Origin of the sequence: Neptunomonas qingdaonensis (assembly GCF_900113275.1) — a bacterium.
In the GTDB taxonomy this organism is placed as follows: domain Bacteria; phylum Pseudomonadota; class Gammaproteobacteria; order Pseudomonadales; family Balneatricaceae; genus Neptunomonas; species Neptunomonas qingdaonensis.
On sequence record NZ_FOOU01000005.1, the window covers coordinates 143,938 to 166,464 of the forward strand.

21 protein-coding genes are annotated in these 22,527 nt (G+C 47.0%); 5 read left to right on the forward strand and 16 right to left on the reverse strand.

Annotated features, from left to right (window positions below; all coding sequences use genetic code 11):
- Positions 1 to 67: 67 nt before the first annotated feature.
- The 4 genes from BM099_RS20420 to BM099_RS09245 form a co-directional block, all read right to left on the reverse strand.
- A complete protein-coding gene (locus BM099_RS20420; RefSeq protein WP_177201133.1) occupies positions 68 to 226 on the reverse strand; it encodes a hypothetical protein in 159 nt (52 codons plus the stop codon).
- A 173-nt stretch (positions 227 to 399) separates the two neighbouring features.
- Positions 400 to 1,134, reverse strand: a complete 735-nt coding sequence (locus BM099_RS09235) for an oxygen-binding di-iron domain-containing protein (protein WP_090727092.1) — start codon at positions 1,132 to 1,134, stop codon at positions 400 to 402.
- Between the two features lie 254 nt (positions 1,135 to 1,388).
- Positions 1,389 to 4,985 carry an AsmA family protein gene (locus BM099_RS09240; protein ID WP_090727093.1) on the reverse strand — a complete coding sequence of 1,199 codons (3,597 nt, stop codon included), beginning with the start codon at positions 4,983 to 4,985 and terminating at the stop codon, positions 1,389 to 1,391.
- 239 nt (positions 4,986 to 5,224) lie between these two features.
- Positions 5,225 to 6,283, reverse strand: coding sequence for a threonine aldolase family protein (locus BM099_RS09245; RefSeq protein ID WP_090727102.1), 1,059 nt, complete (start codon positions 6,281 to 6,283; stop codon positions 5,225 to 5,227).
- Between the two features lie 256 nt (positions 6,284 to 6,539).
- On the opposite strand from BM099_RS09245, the gene BM099_RS09250 reads away from it, so the two are divergent.
- Positions 6,540 to 6,827, forward strand: a complete 288-nt coding sequence (locus BM099_RS09250) for a hypothetical protein (protein WP_143083755.1) — start codon at positions 6,540 to 6,542, stop codon at positions 6,825 to 6,827.
- 158 nt (positions 6,828 to 6,985) lie between these two features.
- Here the strand turns inward: BM099_RS09250 and BM099_RS09255 are convergent, their stop codons facing one another.
- The 6 genes from BM099_RS09255 to BM099_RS09280 all read right to left on the reverse strand — a co-directional run bounded on the left by BM099_RS09255 (position 6,986) and on the right by BM099_RS09280 (position 10,805).
- Complete coding sequence (locus BM099_RS09255) at positions 6,986 to 7,597, reverse strand: glutathione S-transferase family protein (RefSeq protein WP_090727104.1); 612 nt, start codon at positions 7,595 to 7,597, stop codon at positions 6,986 to 6,988.
- 20 nt (positions 7,598 to 7,617) lie between these two features.
- Complete coding sequence (locus tag BM099_RS09260; protein WP_090727105.1) at positions 7,618 to 7,896, reverse strand: hypothetical protein; 279 nt, start codon at positions 7,894 to 7,896, stop codon at positions 7,618 to 7,620.
- Positions 7,893 to 8,558: a response regulator gene (locus tag BM099_RS09265; protein ID WP_090727107.1), complete on the reverse strand. Its 666-nt coding sequence runs from the start codon at positions 8,556 to 8,558 to the stop codon at positions 7,893 to 7,895. Before BM099_RS09265 ends, BM099_RS09260 begins: the two co-directional genes overlap by 4 nt.
- Before the next feature lie 77 nt (positions 8,559 to 8,635).
- Complete coding sequence (locus tag BM099_RS09270; protein ID WP_090727111.1) at positions 8,636 to 9,082, reverse strand: hypothetical protein; 447 nt, start codon at positions 9,080 to 9,082, stop codon at positions 8,636 to 8,638.
- Positions 9,083 to 9,142: 60 nt separating this feature from the next.
- Positions 9,143 to 9,958, reverse strand: a complete 816-nt coding sequence (locus tag BM099_RS09275; RefSeq protein WP_090727114.1) for a DNA-binding protein — start codon at positions 9,956 to 9,958, stop codon at positions 9,143 to 9,145.
- A 94-nt stretch (positions 9,959 to 10,052) separates the two neighbouring features.
- A complete protein-coding gene (locus tag BM099_RS09280; protein WP_090727498.1) occupies positions 10,053 to 10,805 on the reverse strand; it encodes a 3'-5' exonuclease in 753 nt (250 codons plus the stop codon).
- Between the two features lie 260 nt (positions 10,806 to 11,065).
- On the opposite strand from BM099_RS09280, the gene gap reads away from it, so the two are divergent.
- Entirely contained in the window at positions 11,066 to 12,070 is a 1,005-nt protein-coding gene (gene gap, locus BM099_RS09285) for a type I glyceraldehyde-3-phosphate dehydrogenase (RefSeq protein WP_090727117.1), read from the forward strand.
- 18 nt (positions 12,071 to 12,088) lie between these two features.
- Here the strand turns inward: gap and BM099_RS09290 are convergent, their stop codons facing one another.
- The 3 genes from BM099_RS09290 to BM099_RS09300 form a co-directional block, all read right to left on the reverse strand.
- Complete coding sequence (locus BM099_RS09290; protein WP_090727120.1) at positions 12,089 to 15,142, reverse strand: AAA family ATPase; 3,054 nt, start codon at positions 15,140 to 15,142, stop codon at positions 12,089 to 12,091.
- Positions 15,143 to 15,145: 3 nt separating this feature from the next.
- Complete coding sequence (locus BM099_RS09295) at positions 15,146 to 16,321, reverse strand: exonuclease SbcCD subunit D (RefSeq protein ID WP_090727122.1); 1,176 nt, start codon at positions 16,319 to 16,321, stop codon at positions 15,146 to 15,148.
- 104 nt (positions 16,322 to 16,425) lie between these two features.
- Positions 16,426 to 17,289 carry a hypothetical protein gene (locus tag BM099_RS09300; RefSeq protein WP_090727125.1) on the reverse strand — a complete coding sequence of 288 codons (864 nt, stop codon included), beginning with the start codon at positions 17,287 to 17,289 and terminating at the stop codon, positions 16,426 to 16,428.
- Positions 17,290 to 17,522: 233 nt separating this feature from the next.
- Here BM099_RS09300 and BM099_RS09305 point away from each other — a divergent pair, with 233 nt between their 5' ends.
- The 3 genes from BM099_RS09305 to BM099_RS09315 all read left to right on the forward strand — a co-directional run bounded on the left by BM099_RS09305 (position 17,523) and on the right by BM099_RS09315 (position 19,735).
- Positions 17,523 to 18,389 (forward strand): SDR family NAD(P)-dependent oxidoreductase, encoded by an 867-nt coding sequence (locus tag BM099_RS09305; protein ID WP_090727128.1) that lies wholly within the window; start codon positions 17,523 to 17,525, stop codon positions 18,387 to 18,389.
- Between the two features lie 70 nt (positions 18,390 to 18,459).
- Entirely contained in the window at positions 18,460 to 18,987 is a 528-nt protein-coding gene (locus BM099_RS09310; RefSeq protein WP_198064113.1) for a MarR family winged helix-turn-helix transcriptional regulator, read from the forward strand.
- Positions 18,988 to 18,994: 7 nt separating this feature from the next.
- Complete coding sequence (locus tag BM099_RS09315; RefSeq protein WP_090727130.1) at positions 18,995 to 19,735, forward strand: siderophore-interacting protein; 741 nt, start codon at positions 18,995 to 18,997, stop codon at positions 19,733 to 19,735.
- A gap of 66 nt (positions 19,736 to 19,801) precedes the next feature.
- Here BM099_RS09315 and BM099_RS09320 read toward each other — a convergent pair whose 3' ends face one another.
- The 3 genes from BM099_RS09320 to BM099_RS09330 form a co-directional block, all read right to left on the reverse strand.
- A complete protein-coding gene (locus tag BM099_RS09320) occupies positions 19,802 to 20,668 on the reverse strand; it encodes an alpha/beta hydrolase (protein WP_090727133.1) in 867 nt (288 codons plus the stop codon).
- A 233-nt stretch (positions 20,669 to 20,901) separates the two neighbouring features.
- Positions 20,902 to 21,642 carry a proteasome-type protease gene (locus BM099_RS09325; RefSeq protein ID WP_090727137.1) on the reverse strand — a complete coding sequence of 247 codons (741 nt, stop codon included), beginning with the start codon at positions 21,640 to 21,642 and terminating at the stop codon, positions 20,902 to 20,904.
- Between the two features lie 226 nt (positions 21,643 to 21,868).
- On the reverse strand, positions 21,869 to 22,507 hold the full coding sequence (locus tag BM099_RS09330; protein ID WP_177201134.1) for a DUF3047 domain-containing protein: 639 nt from the start codon (positions 22,505 to 22,507) through the stop codon (positions 21,869 to 21,871).
- Between the last annotated feature and the right edge of the window lie 20 nt (positions 22,508 to 22,527).

The window sequence follows — 22,527 nt, forward strand, 5'->3', positions numbered from 1 at the left end:
GATTAAGCAGTAATTCCGGGGACAGTTTACTTAATTCGAAAAATGGCCACGCCAACCTCCCTTGCAATTAGTGTCGAAAGAACACCACCAGGTTATCATTGTGTACGGGAATCACTAACAGATGTAGGTGATTGAGCATCAGATAATAAGTCCATACAGATATGCCTGCCGAGTCTTGAGCACTGCTCAACAGAGAAATGTAAGTCTGATAATCATCACCTATCAAAAAGGTTTCCTGGAGCCGTTGACGCGTTAGTTAATATGCCGGGGATAGTATTTAATAACCACTCCAGCCACCCTACCCATTGTCTTGCTCTTTGTATTTTACACATCCTTGCGAGTATCGTTTATCACAGCAGCACTGAGGAATTAAGTAAACTGTCCCCGGAACTCGTCACACTAATCTGCGTTACTCAGCGCTGTCTTTAACGCTTTTGAGGCATACGCAGCCAGTGCTTCAAGTTCGGCTCCACAGTCTCCTCTAAAGCACGAACCATGCATTACCGCCAGATTCTCCGCCCCCAGATCCTTTAACCTACGTATCGTCGGTGCGGTATCAGGCGTAAGCGCCATAGCGTGAAATGCATCCTCTGCCATGATTGCGGCTTTAACGATACTCTGGTCAGATATAGCGGGGCCGCATCCCATTTGCGTGAATAAATCGCCTGTAAAAAGTGTTTTAGTCGTTTCCTCGAATATGAGGCCAGATTCCCACGCGTGAGGGACATGCGGGGTGTCAATATAGCGCACACGCTTTCCACCCAAGTCTAAAACTTCGTTATTCGCCAATACCCTAGGCGCACGATCGGCGAGATCATTGAGTGAAACCATGCACGCGACTGCACCATGTACTATCTCTGCCTGTGGTGCAACGCTCAACCATTGATTCATAGAACCGCACTCGTCTGATTCTACGTGACCAAATGAGATCCAGCGGATTGTATTCAGTGGGAGAACTTTTCCTGCTGCTGCCGAAACCAAAGGGAAAAGCCCACGCCCTCCGCAATGAAACAATAATGGTTGTTCTGCCTTGATGAGGTATTGATTAAATGTGAACCCATCAGGCGGCAAATCAGGCGTAAACGTTGAAAGACGGAAGATACCGTCGGCTATCTCGTCAATTTTGGTTTCCATTAGTTCATCCTCAAAAGTGGCAATTACTTGTGAGATATAATGCTAGTTGGAATTGGGCGTACCACCATCTAACGGGAAGCTGCGCTTGATACTGGGTTAGGTGGCAACACGCTGCGGTTCTCAACGCTCAAGACCTTACTATAACTCACTATGGTTCAGCCAGAGGCAACTGATTACTCGCTTCTTATTTGCTTAGCCCAATCTATTAATCTGAATTCCGGGGATAGGAATTAAGTAAACTGTCCCCGGAACTCTTATTGCGGCAGAGCTGAGGAGTTAAGTAAACTGTCCCCGAAATTCGTAGAAAAATTGTCGTACCATTGACGCGGCTTGAGTAATTTCAACGTACGACTCTCGTCTTCAAGTTCGACGCCCATCCGCAGAATCCCGTATTTGGCATACATTCCGCCTCGTATCTTTTGTTCGCTCAGATGCACATCGGCCAGCACCAGAAGTTGTTCACCAGCGATACGGACCTTTCTCAGCAGAATGGACTCTCCGTTGAGTAATACCGTGGTTTCGCCGGTTACGTTTTTAATCGTAAGCAGATCGTTCAGCCACTGTTTGTTCTGCTTCGCGAACAGATGTACTAGCAGACCGCTGTCACTCAGATGCAGGTTCAATGCCGCATTCAGAAGCAGAGGACGCTTCCAGGTCATGCGGCCATGTTTGATGTCGAGCTGCCCCCACCATTCTTCGGCCTGCATATCATTGTTGCTGAGAAGAGAGCCGTTTTCTATTCTCAGCCTGGTGCCTGAAACATCAAAGATCATCTTCTGCAGATTTCCGTCAGCGAGGCGGGTGTTGATACTAAGATCACCCCTGATTGTTTGGTCTTTGACGTTGACTTCAACTCCCTCTGCCAACATGTCGAGATGGCCGCTGCCTGAGGCGCCCTTCAGGCGGAACTCTCCGCGAACCTCACCTTTACCGGAAACAATGGATATACCTGCATTTTCAGGGAGATAACTGTTGTAGACAGTAATATCCGGAATTTTGGCAGCGCCTAAGCTCACCGATGTATCCAGCTCCTGCAGCCCTTGAATCGAGTCAAAATTCCTGCCCACAGTAGTTATCTGAAAATCGCTGCCATTGACGTATGAGGTCTTTTCACCGAGCCTGCGCAATGTGAAAGACTTTATAAAGCTCTCGAGCTTTGCCACAGGCGCATCTGCTTTTCCTTCGATTCGCGCGCTGAGCATTCCCGACCCGTTCGCCTCAAAATCAAGAAACCGGCTGGCCAGATTTTTCGAGGCAACCTGTAACTTGCTACCGGAAGATATCTGTCCGTCAAGAAACCGCAGATCAGCGCTCATCTGCCCATTCCCGGAAAAGTTCAATCCCTGGGAATTTTTCAGAAAACTGTTGATGAAATCGATATTCGCCACTGTTCCTTCGAGCCTGATCACTCCGCTCAACGGAGGCCGCGCATGCGGTTGATTTGCCTGACGGGAGTCGGGACCCAGCTTCAATTTTGCCTCACCGATGCTAATACGTGTTTCTAAAGGTTTTGTTTTATTGGTGGCGGAAACGGCCTGCATCAGGATGCGGGTTCCGGATATATCGAGGGAACGGCTCTTTGGCTCGAAATGTTTGATCGACAGATCCAGTTCAAGCTTTCCGTTGACGGCTTGTTTGAGCAACATACCGGTAACATTCTTCCCAGCCAGGTGAATGTCGCCGGAAAAACGCCTGCCATCAAATGCAATATGACCGTTCGTGCGGGCGGAGCCTGAAGTCAGGCGGAATGGAGGGTTTTCTGGCAGATATCTGTTGAGTATATCCAGTTTGGGCATCACTGCACCCTGCCACTTTGCTTCAAGTTTTACCAAATCATGCCGGTTGCGGATATCGACCGGCGGGCTGCTTGACGTTAACTGAAAACCCTTACCCTGCAGTAGCAGCCTGCCATCTTTCACCTGATGCAATTTCATATCCCGCAGGTCCATTTGCAGATGAACTTCCTCATCTTTGGCTGACTGCTGAAGCTCAACCACAACATGACCGGCACCGCTGGCTGTGAATCCTGAAAAACTACTGAACAGTCTGTCGGACTCGACCTTCAGGGTGCTTCCCGGAGTAAGCAGCCCGTCATGCACACGCAGATTAGTACGGACAGCGCCTTCGCCACCGAATTTAACTGCCGTTCGGTCAGCGAGAAAATCGCTGAGGAAATCGATATTGGCGACCTTGCCTTCTAGCTGAATAGTGCCGCTGAGCGGCGGCCTTCCCTGAAAACCTTTGAGTTCATTCAACGGTAGCGCCGATGTAAGTCTGCCCTCTATGATTTTCAGCTCTGTCCGTAAAGCGCTCTTATCAGTTAGATTGGAATGTTCAATCTGGCCAGACTGACCGACAATCGCCTTAACAGGGGGAGCCGTTTGCAGTTCAATACGTGTGCCAGACAGGTCAAGTAGCCGGTGGGTGATGTCAGCCTGTTTCAGATGCAGCTCAAGTCCGAGACTGCCGATTATTGATTGGTTAAATACTTCACCACTGACATCTTCTCCGGTCAGTTCAAACATGCCGGAAACAATACGATCGGCGTAGTCAAGATAACCATTCAGACGTGCGCGGCCCGAATGCATGCTAAACGGCATTTCGCCCGGGAGGTAAACATTCAACACGGAGATATCCGGCATGACAGCTTCATGCCATTGCATTCGTACCACAGGTTCCGCCGGCTTCTCACTGAAGTTGACAGGAGAACCGCTAAGAAGCAGGTGAAAGGCCTCACCTTTTAAGAAAAGCTGCTCCTGTGGTTCTGTCACCATGGAAATATTTTTCAGTTCCACCTGCAATTCTGTTTTGGTGTCACCGGACCTTGAGCTGACATCCCCCTTCACCGTGCCCGACCCACGGATACTGTAGCGGTCATTTGAAGCGGAATTATTTTTTTCATCCAGTTCAACCGCCAGATCAGGTGAGTCGATGAAAAGCTCACTGCCTTCTATTAACTGTCCCTTTTCAATCAGGAGATTAGCCTTGAGCGATCCCCTTCCTGTAAGCTTCAACCATCCACTGTCACTTAAATAACGGTTGATGATAGCAAATGAGGTAAGGTCACCGCTCAAGCCGATGTGGCCGGAGACAAACCCAGCGATTGCCGGGCCGTCCTGTTCCCCCGGCACAAAACGCTCAAGCTGTAATTCGATATTACTCTTCAAAGAGGTGCCGATAGACTGCGAGTCGGACATGAGGATGCCGGACTCCATGTTTAGCGTTCCACTTTCCAAAGCCAGCGCGCCGTCTGTACCGAATGTCAGCTTGTTGAGTTGCAGCCCTCCACGCCCGGTAAAAGTATAGGTATCAATTTTGATCTGATCGATATCAGCAATGTCGGCACCCTCTATTGAGAAAGCCCAGCCTGCCGCGGATTCGTTTTGTTCAATAGTGGGCGCAGTGTTGCTCTTCTCAACAGGATTCAGAGATTCAAGCTGGGCCGCCGCAGCAGCTGAATTTTGACTTGAAGTCGCACCCGGACTCCCTGCCTTGTTTGAATTCAGCGTTACCGCAAGACCTGAGACTGTTGCACTTTGCAGCTGTATTGTGCGGGAAAATAGTCGCCATATCGCCAGGTCAAATTCACCACGGGAAATCAAAAGCGACCACTGACGTTCTGGCTTTTGTGCCTCTATCTTCAGATTATTAACATGCAGATGCCCCGGCCAAAAAGTCCACCCCGAAGACCATTCTATTTTAAAATGATCAGGATCACTGCTCAGCTTCTGTTGTATATACGGCACGTTCAAAAACAGGTTGCCTGCCAGCAGGTACACGAGTGCAAGTAAACCTGCCATAGCGATGAACTTTATCAACCAGTTACCCTTTGAGGGTGTAGCGCGAGCCATCGGTTCATTCCTTCTCAGTTCTATAGGGCAGTGTTGTTAACTCTTTGTTTCTAACCCTGTGATTTAACCTAGGTTTGGTGTTTATTAGTCCTGATTGGGTTTAAAACTTTCAAATATAATAACCTACTCTGAATATCGGTGAAGCAATACCTTCAGCTTGTCATCCTGCAACAACAGCCTGAATCCAGAAGAATTCGCGATGGCAGGATGGAGTGATGATCTGCTAAGAATCTCTTTGGTTATGCTACTGATCTTCTTAGACAATGAATAAATTGGTCAATTTTCTTTTCATCTGTCGCCCAGGATGTCACTAAGCGAATCACAGAGTGGCTGCTATCTACTTTTTGCCAGATATAGAAATCAAACTGCTCTTGTAAGCTTTCAATCAGTGCGTTGGGAAGTAGCGGAAAGATCTGGTTTGTCTCAGTTTGTGCCCATAGCGGGTAATTACATTCCTCTATTGCCGATGATAATTTTTGTGCCATTTCGTTAGCAAACTTTGTCGCTTCAAAATAGAGCGCTGATTTAAAAGGCGCCGCTTTAAATAGCTCAACGAACTGAATACCTAATAACCTCCCTTTGGCGAGAAGCGCCCCTCTTTGTTTGATGTGGAATGCAAAATCTTCTGCAAGGGAGGGGTTATTGATAATGATAGCTTCACCCAACAAGGCTCCTGCCTTGGTGCCGCCTAGCCAAAAAACATCGGTTAATTCAGCGATATCTTTCAGGGTCAGGTCATTTTTGGCAGCGGATAATGCAGCCCCCAAACGTGCTCCATCAAGCAGGAGTAGTAAATGATTAGCTTTACACATTTTTGACAGCGCCACTAATTCGGCTTTCGAATAAAGCGTACCTATTTCCGTTGAGTTAGAGATGTACACCAAACGGGGTTTCGCCATGTGGGGGAAATGCGCATTCGATTCCAGTGCCTGCTGAATGCCATTAGGGGTTAGCTTGCCGTCTTCTGGCGGAACTGTGATGATCTTGTGTCCCGTTGCCTCAATTGCACCGGTTTCACGGACGACAATATGGCCACTGCTGGCTGCTATCACCGCTTCATGCGGCCGCAGGCAGCTGGATATGATAATAATATTGGCAAGAGTGCCTCCGGCAACAAAAAAAACCGATGAATCCAGATTGCCGAGCTGCGCCTTGATTAACGATCTTGCTTCAACTGAGTATTCATCTTCACCGTAGGCGGTGTGCTGTATTAAGTTTGTTTTAGTCAGTGCCTGTAAAATAGCGGGATGACAGCCTTCGCTATAATCATCCAAAAAACTATATTTGTTTATATTCATACTCATATGCCTCAGCTATTGCTCAACAGCGTGAGATTATACTGAATCATCGCGGTCTCCATTACACTTCATTACACCCTTTGGCTCCCTTTGAATGGTTATCGGCTGATAATTAAAACAGAAACAATGCATATACAGCGAAATGTATTTAACAGCACGTCTTGCCTTGAGGTGATATGATCAACGTCTTATCAATTTAACTATCAATTTAACTATATATCTATTTATCTATCGACAGATAAGCAGCGAGACTTATATGAAGAACAGCTCTATGAAGAACCGCTCCATGAAGAACAGTCACATCAAAAGCAAAAGCTTTCTACAAAAAACCTCTTTGGTGATGGGTATTATCAGCGAACTTCTCTGCGTGCTCTGTCTTGTCATGCTTGTCATTAAAGCACGAGAGCTGGGGATGGAGGATGTGATTTCTGCAAGCTATATGGCGTCTGCCTTTTTCTTTTTTACTGCCGGTCTTGTGTTGATTATCATCAGCCAGGCCAACATACCGAGTCTGCGCTTTAATGATTCTGCAGATGATAAATAATGCCAGGGCTTTTCAGATAACAAAAAGGTTATGCTAGATAATAAAAAGACCCGACATTTCTGGCGAGCCTTTTCAAGAAGTTTGCTTTTAATCGTGGCTATTGAAATACAGCTTTTACAACCACAGCTTAAGCAGTAACTTTACCTTTACCCGATTCCTTAAGCACATAAGGCTTTATAGCGTTTTGCTCCATCTCGATTCGCAATGCGGCTGCGCCATTCGTTGATATTTTTGTATTCGGCTAAATCAAACTTGATGTCATCACAAATACCTACAACGAACGATACATTCAGATCGGCCAACGTGAATCTATCAGCAACCAGAAACTCTTTTCCTTCCAGCTCTTCTTCAAGCGTGCTAAGCATAACGGGGATCTTTTCAAATGCTTTAGCGATAATGTCAGCGTTGCGATGTGGTTCTGGTACAAAAACCAACTGGATAAATGCATCAATCATCGGTACCTGAAGATCGGCAACCGACCAAATACTCCACTGGCTGATTAAACCACGCTCCTGAGCTGTCGTGCCCAGCAGCTCTGGTTTGTAAGCATCCGCTATATAGTTATTGATAGCCAGTGATTCCCAAATGCTAAAATCACCGTCGACCAAGGCGGGTACTTTGCCGTTACGATTGATCTTTAAAAACGCTTCTGACTTGTGCTCACTTGCACGAAAATCGATGCTTTTGGTTTCATAAGTAACACCCGCTTCTTCCAGGCACCAGAAACAACGACCTGCACTGGACTTCGGGCTACCGTAAATTGTTATCATCTTGCTTCCTATATGTAATGCTAGTTGTGGCGGTATTTTACCGGACTTATCAGATAATTTTCGACCAGGAAAGGATGGACACTGATAAGCTGTTCGGTAATGTCGGACTGGACGATAAAGGCAATATTACTGATGCTTTGCTCAGTTTTTGCGAGCACTTCATATGCCTTATTTTTATGCAGCACTTTGATGCCATCTTCAAAATAATCAGCATCAAGTACGATTTGATCGCCCTCTATCAGGCTGTACCAAAAGAATTCAGCGTCAACCAGAGGGTTGCTTTCTGTTCCGTTATTCAAGGCTTTACCACGCCGTGTCTGATTGCAAGGTGCACAATATCTGAATTATTGCTCAGTGATAGCTTGCGCATAATATTGGCGCGATGTGCATGTACTGTTTTATGGCTGAGAAAAATTGAGTCAGCGATTTGTGTGGCCGTCTGCCCTTCTGCCAGTAGCGTAAAAATCTCTATCTCGCGCTTAGTCAGCAGATTTACCGGGTTATCCTCAACAGCATCGCCGTCATTGATAATGGCTTTAATGCTCTCGGCAAAGTGACTGCCACCAAGATATACAGCTAAAACAGCCTTTATCAGTTCCTCTGGGGCACAGCGCTTTGTCAGATAACCTTTAACGCCCAGCTTGACCAGGGTTTTAGGATAAGGGTTTGACTCCCATACCGTAAGCACAATAACTTTAGCGTTTGAGTCATACTTAAGAATCCGCTGAATGGCTTCGATGCCTCCCTGTGCGCCGTTGCTATCCAGCGATTCAGAATCGGCCGGCATGGATAGATCCATAATGACTATATCGGGATTAGTCTTCTTATATACTTGAAAGGCTTCATGGCTGTTATTTGCCTGGGCGATGATTTCAATTTGCGGATGCGAATCAAGCAACTGCTTGAATCCTTCGCGCACAATATCATGATCATCAACGAGTAAAACCTTTGCTGTTTTCATAAAGACCGTTACGAGTTTTGGGTGGTTAGTAAGCAAACGCTAATTTTAGCATAAGGGAATTTATATATAAGCATTGATTAAATCCCCGTCAATTCAGAATTGGAATCTGCTCCGATATAGGCATCGCTGCTGTCGATATCCAGGGCATAAACCGATGCCTGGTTGTGATCTTTACAACCTGCTGGATAGGCGACCAGTTCGTCGCTGTAGCCCACTAGTTTAACGCCCTCTTGTTTGCAATGTCTGAGAACTTTTTCGAGTGCTTTAATCACGGCCAGTTGACGATCATTAAACTCACCGGCACCTAATTCATTACGGCGCTTACCGGTTACCTGACGGATAACGTAACCATCGTCCCCTAATAGCTGGATGCAGACGCCGGTAATTTTCTCTTTAACCAGTAATAACTTGGCCTGCGCGAATACCTCTTCAGATAGACAATTAACAGCATCGCCTTCAGAACATGACAACAGCGTTGCTCTGATGGTTTCGCTGTCAGCTTCTAGCATTAAATCAGTATCCATGCGCTTTCCTGAAATTTATATTCGGTGAACATGTCTATATAAGGATTTGATTATTAACACTTACTTTTTTGCCAGAGATAGCTCTGTTTTGCAATCAGTTAATGCTTTTAGTGCGTCGTCGTAGCGTGCGTCTTGCTGTGCCACGACCAGTTCCAGTCGGTGTTGTTGCTGCATGGCTGTTTTTTCTTGTAGCAAAAGCGCCTCTTTAAGCGCTTTACACTCTTCTTCTTTTAACTTAAGAGTATCTTCTAAACTATTGATTTTTATTAAATTAACTTTTAATTCAACGCGGGCTTCAAACAGTTCATTGCTATGTGCAGGAGAATCGGTTGCTGGTGTGGAGCCATTATTGCGCTGAATTATTTTAAGTTGTTTATTTTCGCGATTTATTTCATCGCGCTCTGATGAAAGGCGAATCATTGATGTTTCGTATGATAGCAGCTTTTGTTGCAGCTCCAGGCGTTGTTCGTTCATCTCATCACTGTTGTTCCGCAGTTGGGCATTTTGTTGCTGCAGCTGATCAACGGTTGCCCTTAACTGCTCCAGTTGGGCAGCGTTTGCCTCTTTGCGATTGAGTAATATGGACTCAACCTCTGCGCGTTCCTTTTGCAAAGAGTGATGCGCATAAGCGAGTGCCTGATCCCAGAGTTGATTAGCCACGCTGATAACAGGATCAGGGAGCTCTGGATGCTGATCTTTGCGGTTAATTCTGTCGGATAACGACAGCCACCAGCCATTCAGAGCAGAATTAATAGTGGTAATGCTGCCGCTGCCTATGCGATCTCTGACATTTTGCTGTGTTGGCCGAATGCCCTCTTGTAGAAGGCTGTCGGCGGCATCAAAGACTTTTTCTCGGGTATCTGATTTCTTTGGCATAAATAATACACAATACGTATTGTTTAATACGTATCATATCTGTGTTTCGTCTATAAATCACTGAATGATTTGCTACCGGGACACCCTTTTGTACCTACTTAGCAGTAATAGCGGCATCTTTAATCGACTGCTCTGTCATCGGTAGATCTGTAATCGGCAGCTCTGATTCATCTATATGCATAACGCTGAGTACTTTTAATGCCGCATAGGCATCATTGGCTGCATATAACAGCTGATTATCTTTTAATATCTTTGCCGACCAATTCGACATAGTTGCCGATTTGGATTTTTGAAATTTCTGCTGAAAAAGAATCGCCACTGCCGCTTTTACACCTAACTCTTTTCGATAGCCCTGCTGCCTGAACACCTTGTCCATATCAAGAATGGCTTTCGGTTTTATTCCCAGCTTACGACGCAGATGGCTTTTATCCGACTGAAGCCCAAACCCCACTTTTATCACATGAGTTGATTCAATTATTTCAGCAATGAAACGATGACTTTCTTCCCGAAACAGCTGGAAAATATAGGCGTGCCCGAGCGTTGTCAGCTGCACGATATGCGGACCGGCGGATGCCTCCCCTTTCTGGAAGGTAGGGCGGGATTCTGTATCAAAGCCGATAAACCGACATCCCATCAAATCTGCGCCTGCTTTCTCAAACTCTTCTGGTGTTGCGGGCACGCTGATCTGCGCTAACGTCAACCCGGCAAAGGGCTCCAGCAAGGCGATCTCTGCTTTTGTTGGCGCCTCTATCTCGTCAGTCTTTTTACCAGGCTTTTTACCGCCATGATGACCATGCTTTTTATGTGGCTCTTTTTCAGACACGTTTTCAGACTCTTCTTCAGACATAGCCTCCACCCACATTATCGAATCATTAAGTTTTTACAGCCAGCTATCATGTGAGTCCATACAGTGGCCACATCATAGCTACATAGTAACCGATTTATGCGAAGTAACTGATTAATAATATGGGATTTATTCTTTTATCTTGCCTATTTACGCACCCACCTGTTCTGGCCTATGCTTGAGAAAAGCAACATGTTTTAAGGCCACTACAGGGGCCACAGTATACAGGCCAATGCATAGAGGCCCGTATAAGGAGTATTGATATGGCTATTAGAATTGCGATAAACGGTTACGGACGTATTGGCAGAAATATCATGCGCGCTCTGTATGAAGGCCAGCACCGCGAGCATCTGTCTATCGTGGCGGTAAATGATCTGGGTGATGCCAAAGCCAATGCGCTGCTGACCGAATATGATTCAGTACATGGGCGCTTCCGCCATCCGGTCACTGCTAACGAAACAAGTATGCAGATCGATGGAGATGACATTATTGTTCTCAAAGAGAGCGACCCTGCCAAGCTTCCGTGGGCTGACCTGGATATCGATATTGTTTTTGAATGCACCGGGCGTTTTACATCCCGCGACAGTGCGGCTATTCATCTACAACAAGGGGCTAAAAAAGTGCTGATATCGGCACCCGGTAAAAATGCAGATGCCACCATTGTGTATGGCGTGAATCACCAGCTATTAAGTGCGGACCATTTGATTGTGTCTAACGCCTCCTGCACGACCAACTGCTTATCTCCGTTGGTTCAGGTTTTACATCAGCATATTGGTATTACTCAGGGGATGATGACAACTATCCATGCGTATACCAATGATCAGCAATTATCAGACGTTTATAAAAATGATATCTACCGTGCACGCGCCGCTGCACTTTCGATTATCCCTACCCGTACCGGTGCGGCCGAAGCGGTCGGGCTGGTCTTGCCAGAAATGAAAGGACGCTTAACCGGTTTGGCTGTTCGCGTGCCTACAGCTAATGTCTCGCTGGTGGATCTGAGCTTTACCCCCGCCCGCAACACCCGTGTTGAAGAGATCAACCAACTGATGAAGGATGCCAGCCAGGAGCGGCTGCTGGGTATTCTTGCATATAATGAGTTACCGCTGGTATCCATCGACTTTAACCATAACCCCGCCTCCGCTATTTTTGATAGCACCCAGACACGCGTCAGCGATGGTCTGGTTAAAGTATTTGCCTGGTACGATAACGAGTGGGGTTTCTCAAACCGAATGCTGGATACCGCCTGGGTCATGAGTTGCGTTTAGTTACTTTTAAGGTGACTCCTACTGCCAGACTATCTTGCTGCCCAGCTCTGAGGCCGCGATATCGATGCGCGCCGCTATTTGCTCTTTGAGCTCGGCGACATGGGAGATTATACCCACCATTCGACCACTTTGTTGCAAGTCGGTTAATGTTCTGATCGCCAGGTCAAGCGACTCCGGATCGAGACTACCAAAGCCTTCATCAATAAACAGCGTGTCCAAACGGATACCGCCAGCGTACGCTTGCACCACATCAGACAACCCCAGCGCTAACGATAATGCCGCCATAAAGCTTTCTCCGCCCGACAGTGTCGCCACGCCACGCACGCGACCGGTATAGCCATCTTCCACCTCAAGATCCAGGCCTGAGGCGCGATTACCTTTCGAACGGTCTTCTTTACGCAATAGCCGATAGCGCCCTTTGCTCATTAAGGCAAGACGGTGACTGGCTTCTATTAATACATCATCCAACAACACACTCAGCACAAACCGCTGCAGGCTGACTTTATTGCCTGTCTGGCCATTGGCTACATCACTTAGCGTACCGACAACGGCATAACGAGCTTCGAGTGCTGTGCTTTCTTTTTGTAGCGTATTGATGCGCTGCTCAGCATTTTCCAGCAGGGTAAATTGGTCATGCAGTGCGCGCCACTGTTGATCGGCGAGCTGTTGCGCCTGCTCCGCTGCCGTTATTCTATCAAGATAAGGCTGCACATCAGGACGAGACACGTTTTCTAAGGCGTTTTGCAGGCTTTGTAAAGCACCAAGATTTTGCTGCACGGCTTGCTTATATTCATCAACGCGCTGCTGCATCTTTTCGCGATTGGCACGAGGAATAACCGAACGCTGAAAATCATCGACAGTATCAAATACACTTTTCAGCAACGCCGCCTGCCATTGCTGGTTGGCAGTATCCTGCGACTGCTGACTTTGCTGCTGGTTTTCCTTGAGGATAGCCAGGGCTGCTGCCGCGGAATCACGCTGCTTTTTTGCCAGATTATAGCGTTGCTGCAAGCGCTCTATTTGTTGCTCACAACGGCTGATGGCATTTTGCTGCTGTGCAATGACGGCCTCAAGCTGGCTAGGTGAACGATAGTCATCGGGCACTTCCTGCTCTGCAATCTGATAGGCTTTACGCTCTTCTGCATGCTGTGTTGTGGCCGCATCGAATGCTTGTTGTGCAACATCCATTGCATTTGATAACGGTAATTGCGCTGCTTTCAGCCCGGCCAGTACCTCCTCAGTTTTGTTGAGTTCTGTCTGCTGGCGCTGCAGCGCTTCGAGTTGCTTCTTGAGTGACTCGTATTCAGATCGCAGTGCTGGCAACGTTATCTTTTGCGCGTCACCCAGACGGCCGTTAGATTCGATGATCTCGTTCGATAAGCGGGTTAGCTCATTGTTTATTGAACGATAATTTTCACGCTCGGCCATCAGCGTATCATTTGCCTGCTGCGCTTTGATCCTGGCTTGTTCAACCATCGCCTGCGTTGGTGGGGCAATTTCAGAGTGCGCTGGAGCGGGATGTTCCGCGCTGCCACACACAGGGCAAGGTGCATCATCCTGCAGAGTCAACGCTAAAATCGCCGCCTGTGCCAGATGCCAATCTCGCTCAATGACCGTGGCTGATTTTTGCTGCTCGTCTGCCAGTGCCTTTAAGTGATTGCCTCTTTGCCGGGAAGTCAGTAATGCTGTTTGTGCGCCATCGAGAAGCTTTTGTAGCTGCTCAACTTTTTGCTTTATTTCTAACTGTTGGGCACACTTATGATGCTCCAGCTGAAGTACGCCGGTTTGTTGAACAGCGATGCGTAGCTGGCTTAACATCTGGTCAGCCTGTTCAATTTTATGCGTGTTCTGCTCGACCTTCTGTTTTGCTACCTGCTGCTGTGCTTGTGCTGCCGATACTGCGTGTGCTGCAGTTGATACGTTTTTCCCTGATTGCTGTAGTTTCTCAACCCTTGTTTGAAAACCCAGCAAGGTTTGTCGCTGCTCTTTATGTTGATTCAGCTGTAACTGCCACTCAGGCAGCGCAGCATACTCAACCGATGCGGCCTGAAAACCCTCTTCAAGTGTGCTTAACAATAAGGTTTCAGCCTTAAGCCGCTCAGTGTGCTTTAACAGCTCTGCTGATGAATACTGGAAGCGCTCAAACTCGGGCAAAATTTCCCGGGCTTTGTCACCACGCTGAAACTGCATCGATAACTGCTCAATCTCAAGCTGTCCGGCTGTCAGTTTTTGCTGTTCGGCTATCAGGTGATCTAACTGCTTAAAGCGCGTTAACAGCTCAACGGCCCGATCTTTTTCGCTGGACGCCTTTAATGTCTCGTTCTGTTTTTGTGTGAGTATTTGTTTGTGTCGCTCAGCTTCCCCGAAAACCTGTAAGCGCTTTTCGGCCAGCGCTTCACTGGATTCTAACCCGACATTTTGTAGCAACGCGTTTTTTTGCTTATTCAGTGCGTCCACTTCCCGGCGTACTTCTGCAGAACGGTTTTTAAGCTCGTCTTCAAGTTGTTTGTAGATCTGTGTTTGGAACAGCTGGCTGAAGATATGCTCTCTGTCTTTTGAGTCTGCCGTCAACAGTTGCCGGAACTTACCTTGTGGCAACACCATGACCTGCCGGAACTGGTCCGCATTCATACCTAACAGCTGTTCAATTTCGCGGGTGGCTTCGGTCACTTTACTGCTGACGATGACTTTTTCCGGCTCGCCAGATGCATCCAATAGCCATAACTGCGCTTCAGCGGATTGTTGCGTAAAGCCCTCACCTCTGGCTTTAGGCCGTGGCTGCTCGGGGATACGGCGAATTCGGTAACTCTTGTCAGCCAGCTCGAAGGTGAAAGTCACTTCCGTTAATTGATCAGGCATCGCCAGATCGGAGCGCATCTGTGTACCTTCGCGCTCATCACCGGTCGTTTTTCCGTACAGAGCGAAACAGATAGCATCCAGAATAGTCGTCTTACCAGAACCTGTTGGGCCGTTAATCAGGAACAGTGGCTTGTCGCCTAAGCGGGAAAAATCAATCAACTCTTGCGCAGCGAAAGGCCCAAAGGCGCTCATATGTAAACTTAACGGATGCATGGGTTACAGGGCCTTGTTATGAAGATCTTTTTCATGCAAGTCAGCCAGTGTTTGTAACACGTAGCTTTGCTGTTCTGCTGAGAGTGGTTCGCCATTGACCTGCTCAAAAAAGTCACTGAACATCGAAAACTCGCCTTTTTTAAGCTGATCCCTGCGGGCATTTTGTTGTGGGCTGGCAGCCATTAAACCGGGGCGTTCAATATGTAGCACATTGGGATAGACCTGCCGCAGCTTCCCCATCACATCCAGAATGGCATGTTTATCGGTTAAGCGAATCTGCAGGTAATCATCACGCTTAGGGTCGTTGAAAGCGTCTTCGATAATATCAGCTAAAGCGCCAGTGATGGTGCGCATATCTCTTAACGGCTGTAACGGAATCTGATCGATCTGCTGCACGCCAGAAGGCCCCATTTCTACCAGCGTAACGGATTTAATCTGCTTCTCTTCTGAGAAGGAGTATTTAAGGATCGAGCCAGAATACCGAATATTTTCGGAGCCTTTATATTGGCGGCCATGCAGGTGCCCAAGTGCAACATAACTAAAATCAGCGAAGTGCTGATACGATACCCGATCAGCCCCACCAATCGATAAAGGCCGCTCTGACTCACTGGACTGCCCACCGTCGATAAAGCAGTGACTGAGTAAAACAGAACGGCTGCTTTTATTAAGACTGTTATTAAGATTGGCGCGAAGCTGCGGTTTTATCACAGCCATCAGTTGCGCCATCGCTTCATCATGGCTGCTGGCTTCAACTTGCAAGGCGTGACGCACAGTAGCGGGATCAGCATAGGGCAGCCCAAAAAAAGCCACCTCGCCATGCTCATCTTCAAGTATTACCGGGTCAGCGATCTGTTGAATATTGCCGAGTATATGTACACCGGATTGCGCCAACTGAGCCGAGCCAAAACTTAAGCGTTCTGCACCATCATGGTTACCGCTGATAAGAATAACCGGAATATTGAGTTGGTTGATACGATCCAGTACCTCATCCAGCAAAGCAACCGCTTGTGAAGGAGGCACAGAACGATCATAAATATCACCAGCAATAAGAATGACATCAACCTGTTGCTCATGGGCAATAGTAACGATCTGATCCAGCACGTGCCGCTGATCTTCAAGCAGCGATACGTTATGAAATTGTCGCCCTATATGACAGTCAGAGGTATGCAGTATTTTCATAAATTATCGCTTTAATTTATCAGTTTAACTTATTGTTTTAAATTACTTTTTTAGGAAGGTAATTTTGTCTTTTTATATTAAATGGTTATTTATAAATTTTATAATTATTTGCTGCATTCGCTACTGAAAAGACGCGAAAATATTTCAAAATCCTGCATATTGATGGTTTGTGGTGGCTTTACAAAATCAGCCACTAAGTCATCAAAGCACTGCTGATACGGGTCCAACGCTACGCGCGTATTCTCTTTGATAAAGTGCACCCAGGCATAACTTTCACCGTTATTGAGCAGATCATATGTTTTCGTTACGGTGCCAATGCAGGTAGTCGGCCGGTCATCTAACGTGTTCTTAGGTTTGAGGCTCAGGCTGGAAACGGCCACTGTTTTAGATAAAGCAGGTGTTTTTTTATTGAGCTTATCCAGCGCCATTAATGTGGCTGGATTAACATTGATATCCACTTCCAGAATCGCTTCGGATACCAGGCGTGCCGACTGTATACCGCCATTACAACCTACACCACCCTCACCGAGGCTGGTGATAAAGTCGCGTGAATCAGGGTTTAAATGTGGCAAACGACCAATCACATAAACAGACGCTTTGGTGCCCTGCTGATCCCCCTTATCGTGAACCAGCAATAACTCCATCGCCTTGTCCAGCGTGCCTACCGGCTTATAGACTACATAGCCTTGAGTTTGCCCTGTTGCATCCACCGGACGTTTCGCATAATAGCCACCATCAGGTGTTTTCTTAACAACAATATCTTTATATTTTTCAGAACACACAGCCATGTCGAGTGCGCCACCGTCGTCTTCCTGATCTTTCAGCTCCTTTAAGCAAAGCGGGTGAAAAACAGGCACTGATTCAGGCCCCTTATAGGAAGCGCCGGCAACGGCCTGCCCTGTAAAAGGTAAGCTTGTGATCAATGAAGCAACCGCGAGTGACATAAGGTGTTGTGGTAAAAAGCGCATTCATTCTCCTATAGACCGGCGGCTATTTGTGGCTGTATTTTAAACGCTAATCAGTGCAGATCATCACCGGCTATCGATAAAGCGGTAAGCTTACAGGCGATAAGCATTCAGGGCGTAAGAATTAAGGCGCTAAGCATAGCAAAATATCGACAAATAATATGTGTCTGAAATCTACTAAGGTGATTATCATTATGTTGGTATCGTTTGCTTTGTAATCTAAAGGGTTTTTATTCGTGAGCTTAACTAATACAGACAAATCTATTCTTATTACCGGCTGTTCATCAGGGATTGGCTTGGCCGTTGCTCACGGGCTTAAAGGACGGGGTTATCGTGTCTTTGCAACCGCCCGACAGCTAAGCGATGTAACCAGGCTACAACAAGCAGGGTTTGAAGCCTGCCAACTGGATCTGGATAACAGCGATTCCATTCGTGCAGCCGTTGATTGGACACTACAGCAAACCGGTGGCAATCTTTATGCCCTTTTCAATAATGGCGCTTACGGCCAGCCAGGTGCCGTTGAAGATTTATCCCGCGATGTACTACGACAGCAGTTTGAAACCAACCTGTTCGGCACATTGGAACTGACTAATTTACTGATTCCGCTTATGCGACGCCAGGGATATGGCCGTATCATTCAAAACAGCTCAGTGCTGGGGCTAATCACCATGAAGTACCGGGGGGCTTATAATGCCAGCAAGTTTGCACTGGAAGGCCTCACCGATACACTACGACAAGAGCTACATGGCAGCGGTATTTTCGTCTCACTGGTTGAGCCCGGGCCTATTACCAGCGACTTTCGAAAAAACGCATATGCAAAGTTTAAACAAAATATCATCGTAAAAGGCAGTGCTCACCAGCAGACCTATGAAGCCGTAGAAAAACGCTTAGCGGCTGATCCTGACCCTGATAAAAAGGACCCTTTCACGTTAGAGCCTGACGCCGTACTGAAAAAAGTAATCCACGCACTCGAAGCCAAAAAACCAAAGGCGCGCTATTACGTTACCGTTCCGACCTACCTGTTTGCATATTTAAGAAGGCTGTTGTCGGCCAACATCTTGGATATAGTGCTGCGCAGGGCAGCGGATAGTGAGAACAGATAGAGAGATAATTGGTTGACACTATCTACTACATTCTATAAAGTTAACTTTATCAACTATGTAGAGGTTTACCATGTCGCCAATGTTACCAAAGGGCTCATCAGAAGAGTCATCACAACAGCCATCATCACTCGGCGAAACCCTGCACCGTCTGACTCATACGTACAAGTCACGGCTACGCGAAACCATTAAAGAAAAGCAGATTCCTCTACCGATCACGCATATTCGGGCACTTAAAGGAATCAGCCGTAACCCAGCCTGCACCGCTCACTCCATTGCCCAGCGTATGCAGCGCGACAAAGCGCAGATTACCCGCGTGCTCAACGAACTGCTTAAAGACGGCCTGATAGCGAAAACCGACCACCCAGAAGACCGGCGTAGTCAGTTGTTGCAACTCACCTCTAGTGGGGACTTGATCATCGCACAGCTGAACGCCGTCGAGCAGCAGATAACCGCTCAAATGACATCTAACCTGAGCCAACAAGATATCGCTTCTTTTATACGCATCGCTCATTCGATAAACGACAATCTCAGCAACCAAAGCCTTCAACCACAGCCAGATAACCAAAGCTCGTCAACAGACACGCAAGCACAGGAGTAAAGTAATCATGAACAGACCCGCACCCAGAAAACTCGACGTAATCCGCACAGATTCCGTAACTCCGCACATGCTGCGTGTCACGCTTGGCGGTGAAGGCCTGAACAACTTCCCCGCTAATCAGGAAAGCAGCTACATCAAACTGATGTTTCCGCAACCCGGCGATGCCCGTTCACAGGTCCGGACCTATACCGTGCGACAGCAGCGAGCAAACGAAATCGACGTAGACTTCGTGATTCATGACGTAGCAGGCCCCGCCTCAGCATGGGCTGCTCAGGCGACTCCCGGCGATAGTATACTGGTGGGTGGCCCCGGCCCTAAAAAGGAAATCAGCCCAGAAGCAGACTGGTTTCTGCTTATCGGAGATATGACTGCCTTACCGGCCATTAGTGTCAACATAGCCTCACTACCGGAAGATGCCACTGGTTATGCCGTAATAGAAGTACTCGACAAAGCCGACATTCAAGCCTTGCCGCATCCGGAAAATTTTGAACTCCATTGGGTAGTTAACCCTATCACCGATCCTAGTGGTAACACCCTACTCGGCCGTGTTCGCCAGCTCTCATGGTTAAAAGGCCAGGTGTCCGTATGGGCGGCATGTGAGTTCAGCAGCATGCGTGTGCTAAGAAAATATTTTAAGGAAGAACGCAAGGAGCAGACGCACCAACTCTATATCTCCAGCTATTGGAAACTCGATAGCAGCGAAGAGCAGCATAAACAGGCGAAACGGGAAGATTCGGAGGTGAGCTGAACGATCTTTTTCGACATGCGCGATTAAAAATTAACATGGATAATAATTTGACACTGACACCATTGATTAAAAATTAAAACCAGATACTCGTAGAAAATGAATAAGTTGCTCGCAGTGTTGTTCTATTTCATCAACGGAATCATGGCTCGCATTTTCTATCTCCAGCAATCTTAAATGTGGTTCAGGGCAGTTGGCAATGATTGCTCTGGCGTCTTCAACGGGGATGATTGTATCCTCTTTGCCATGAACGATCAGTATTGGGCAATTTATTTTACAAACAGTGCTAAGCGGAGCAAATGTAGCAAAGCGATGTCCGATCACCCACTCCACATAACGCAGGACCAGTTTTCTAATGAATGAAGGAAAATAAAAGCTTTTTAAATAACGCTGCATCATCCATTCAGGATGTGCAAATGCAGAAATACTGATTACCGCTGCAATATCTTTACGTTTAGATGCTTCGAATAATACCGCGCCTGCACCAACCGAATGCCCTAACAAGGCAATCTTTTTAGAGCGGTCGGGATGCTGCTGCTTTAACCATTCGATAACACTCCCCAGGTCTTCTGCAAAACGAGGTAATGATGAGAAAGTATCCGAATCACTGCCACCATGACTTCTCGCATCAAAAAGAAGAACGTTAATACCAGCCTTGTGGAACGGTGTTGCAACAGGCAGCATCATTTCTGCATTGCCACCCCATCCATGCAGAATTATAAGGGTTTCACTTGAATCAGATACTGGAAGCAACCAGCCAAATAACTGTTTGCCTGCATTGATCGGGATGTGTAGCTGAAGATAGTCAATACCAAAAAGAACTTTTGGGCTTCCTGTTTCTTTATTTTTAGGAGCGTGGAAACCTAGGTGAATAGCTATAAAAAACAAACCAACAATGAGGATAATTGCCAACATTAAAAAGATAAAATTGTGCATGACGACCCTGTAGTGCAGATGGAGCTATTAGAACTCAATTCGAAAGCTAGTATTTAGCTATTAGGTGCGGGTAAAAGCCGACTCTAATAGCTACCACTATCACTGGCAGTGAAGTGCCTTTCGTGAGTTCTCGTTGAAAACGCGAGGGCTCTTAGTTCAATCGCCGCTCTTGAATAGACAGGTCATCGTTTGCCATACGCCATATTGCAGAGTGCTTTTGATCTTGATTTCAGTCATGATCGGTACGGTTGGAATGGAGTTTGGATGAGATTTTCGGCCCACTGCATCGGTAGATTGGCGAGAGAATCCGTCAAAGCTTGTGTCCACTGCGCCGATACATGAGAAATGTCCGCTTCGGTGAATCGTTGGAATCGTGGACTCGTTTCGTGGTTCGAAAGAACGGCGATGTCGATCGGGTAACCCACATCGTTCACGCTTGCGCGCGTTGCGTCGAACGCCAAAAACGCAAGTGCAACTGCAGACGAAAGCGGAGTCTCGTAACGCAGCAGCCGATCCAAAATTGGCTTTCCGTAGTAAGTGCGTCCGATCATGAAGTAGGGGGAATCGACCGCCGCCTCGACCCAGTTTCCTTCCGGGTATACATAAAACATCTGCGGGCTGTTATCGGCGAGTAATCGCCCACCGATAATCGCGTGAAGGTTGAATGAATGGTTGGTAGCGGCAAGGGAAGGTCCGTCCTCGGTTTTCACACGTCGAAGCTGCTCGCCAAATAGATTGACGAACTGATACAGACGGTCTCGGGTGCTATCTTCGTTGCGGAGTGTTTCGTCTACATATGTGATTGTCTTGTCGCGAACCGATCGCAGGCCGCTGGTCATCGTGAATAACGACTGACCGGCATGTTGGAACTCAGCAAGCTTCTGCTTGTTGACCTGCTCGCTTCCTTTCACAATTCTCGTGTCCGCGAGCGCCACTATTCCTTCTGCAACCTTGATGCCGATGCAAAATGTCATATTTGTTCTCACAGGGTGGGTTAAATTATTTTAAACGTATGAAAGAGTATACCATTCCACATACTAAAAACGGTTATTTAGTAGGCTGTGGTATTAAGTTCGGCCTAATATAGGGTACTCGCGCGCCAAGCCTCACAGATGCAAAAACGAAGGGTTTTGTCATCAAATTTTATGCCTCCTCCAGTCTCTGTATTGGGCATGGCTAGCGTGTTTAGCTCTGGAGCGCTTATTTCTGCGTCAACCGAATATCTGAATAGTAACTCGTAGCAGAGCTTTTTGAGTTGTCGGTGTCGGTCATGATGGCGATGGCATCAATGTAACGAAATTCTTTGCCAAACAACTGTTGCAGGTCTTCTTTAATATTGCGCTTTTCTGTGACCCAACCCTTGCTATCGCCACTGCCTCTGACGGTGAGCATCATTGCACTGCCATTGGTAAACGGGTTTGGCCAGACATCATTGGTTTGTGATTGATTCGACCACACATAACTGATCGCTTTGGTGCTTAAAAATGTCCAGCCATCTTGTGTAACAACATAGATACGTGCAGCAAAGTCATCGCCGGTCTTAGTTTTTTCATCGCCCACCACCGGAAACTTTTCAACCCGCCACGACCAGTTAAGAAACGGTGTTTTATCCAGATCTATCTTCTTTTCGAAAAACAAACCCGATGCCGATTGGCTGCTTTTTGCACGAATGACATCGCGTTGCATCTGTTCATCATAAACAACACTATAGGCTGTATCACCCGAAAAACTTTTGTGTTTCCAATCGATAATCGAGGCTGCTGGATAGCTAATATCGACGGCATGGCTGCTTACTGAAAATGCCATGAGTAACCCGGTAACAGCACCTAATATTTTCATGTATATCCTTGCATCGTTGA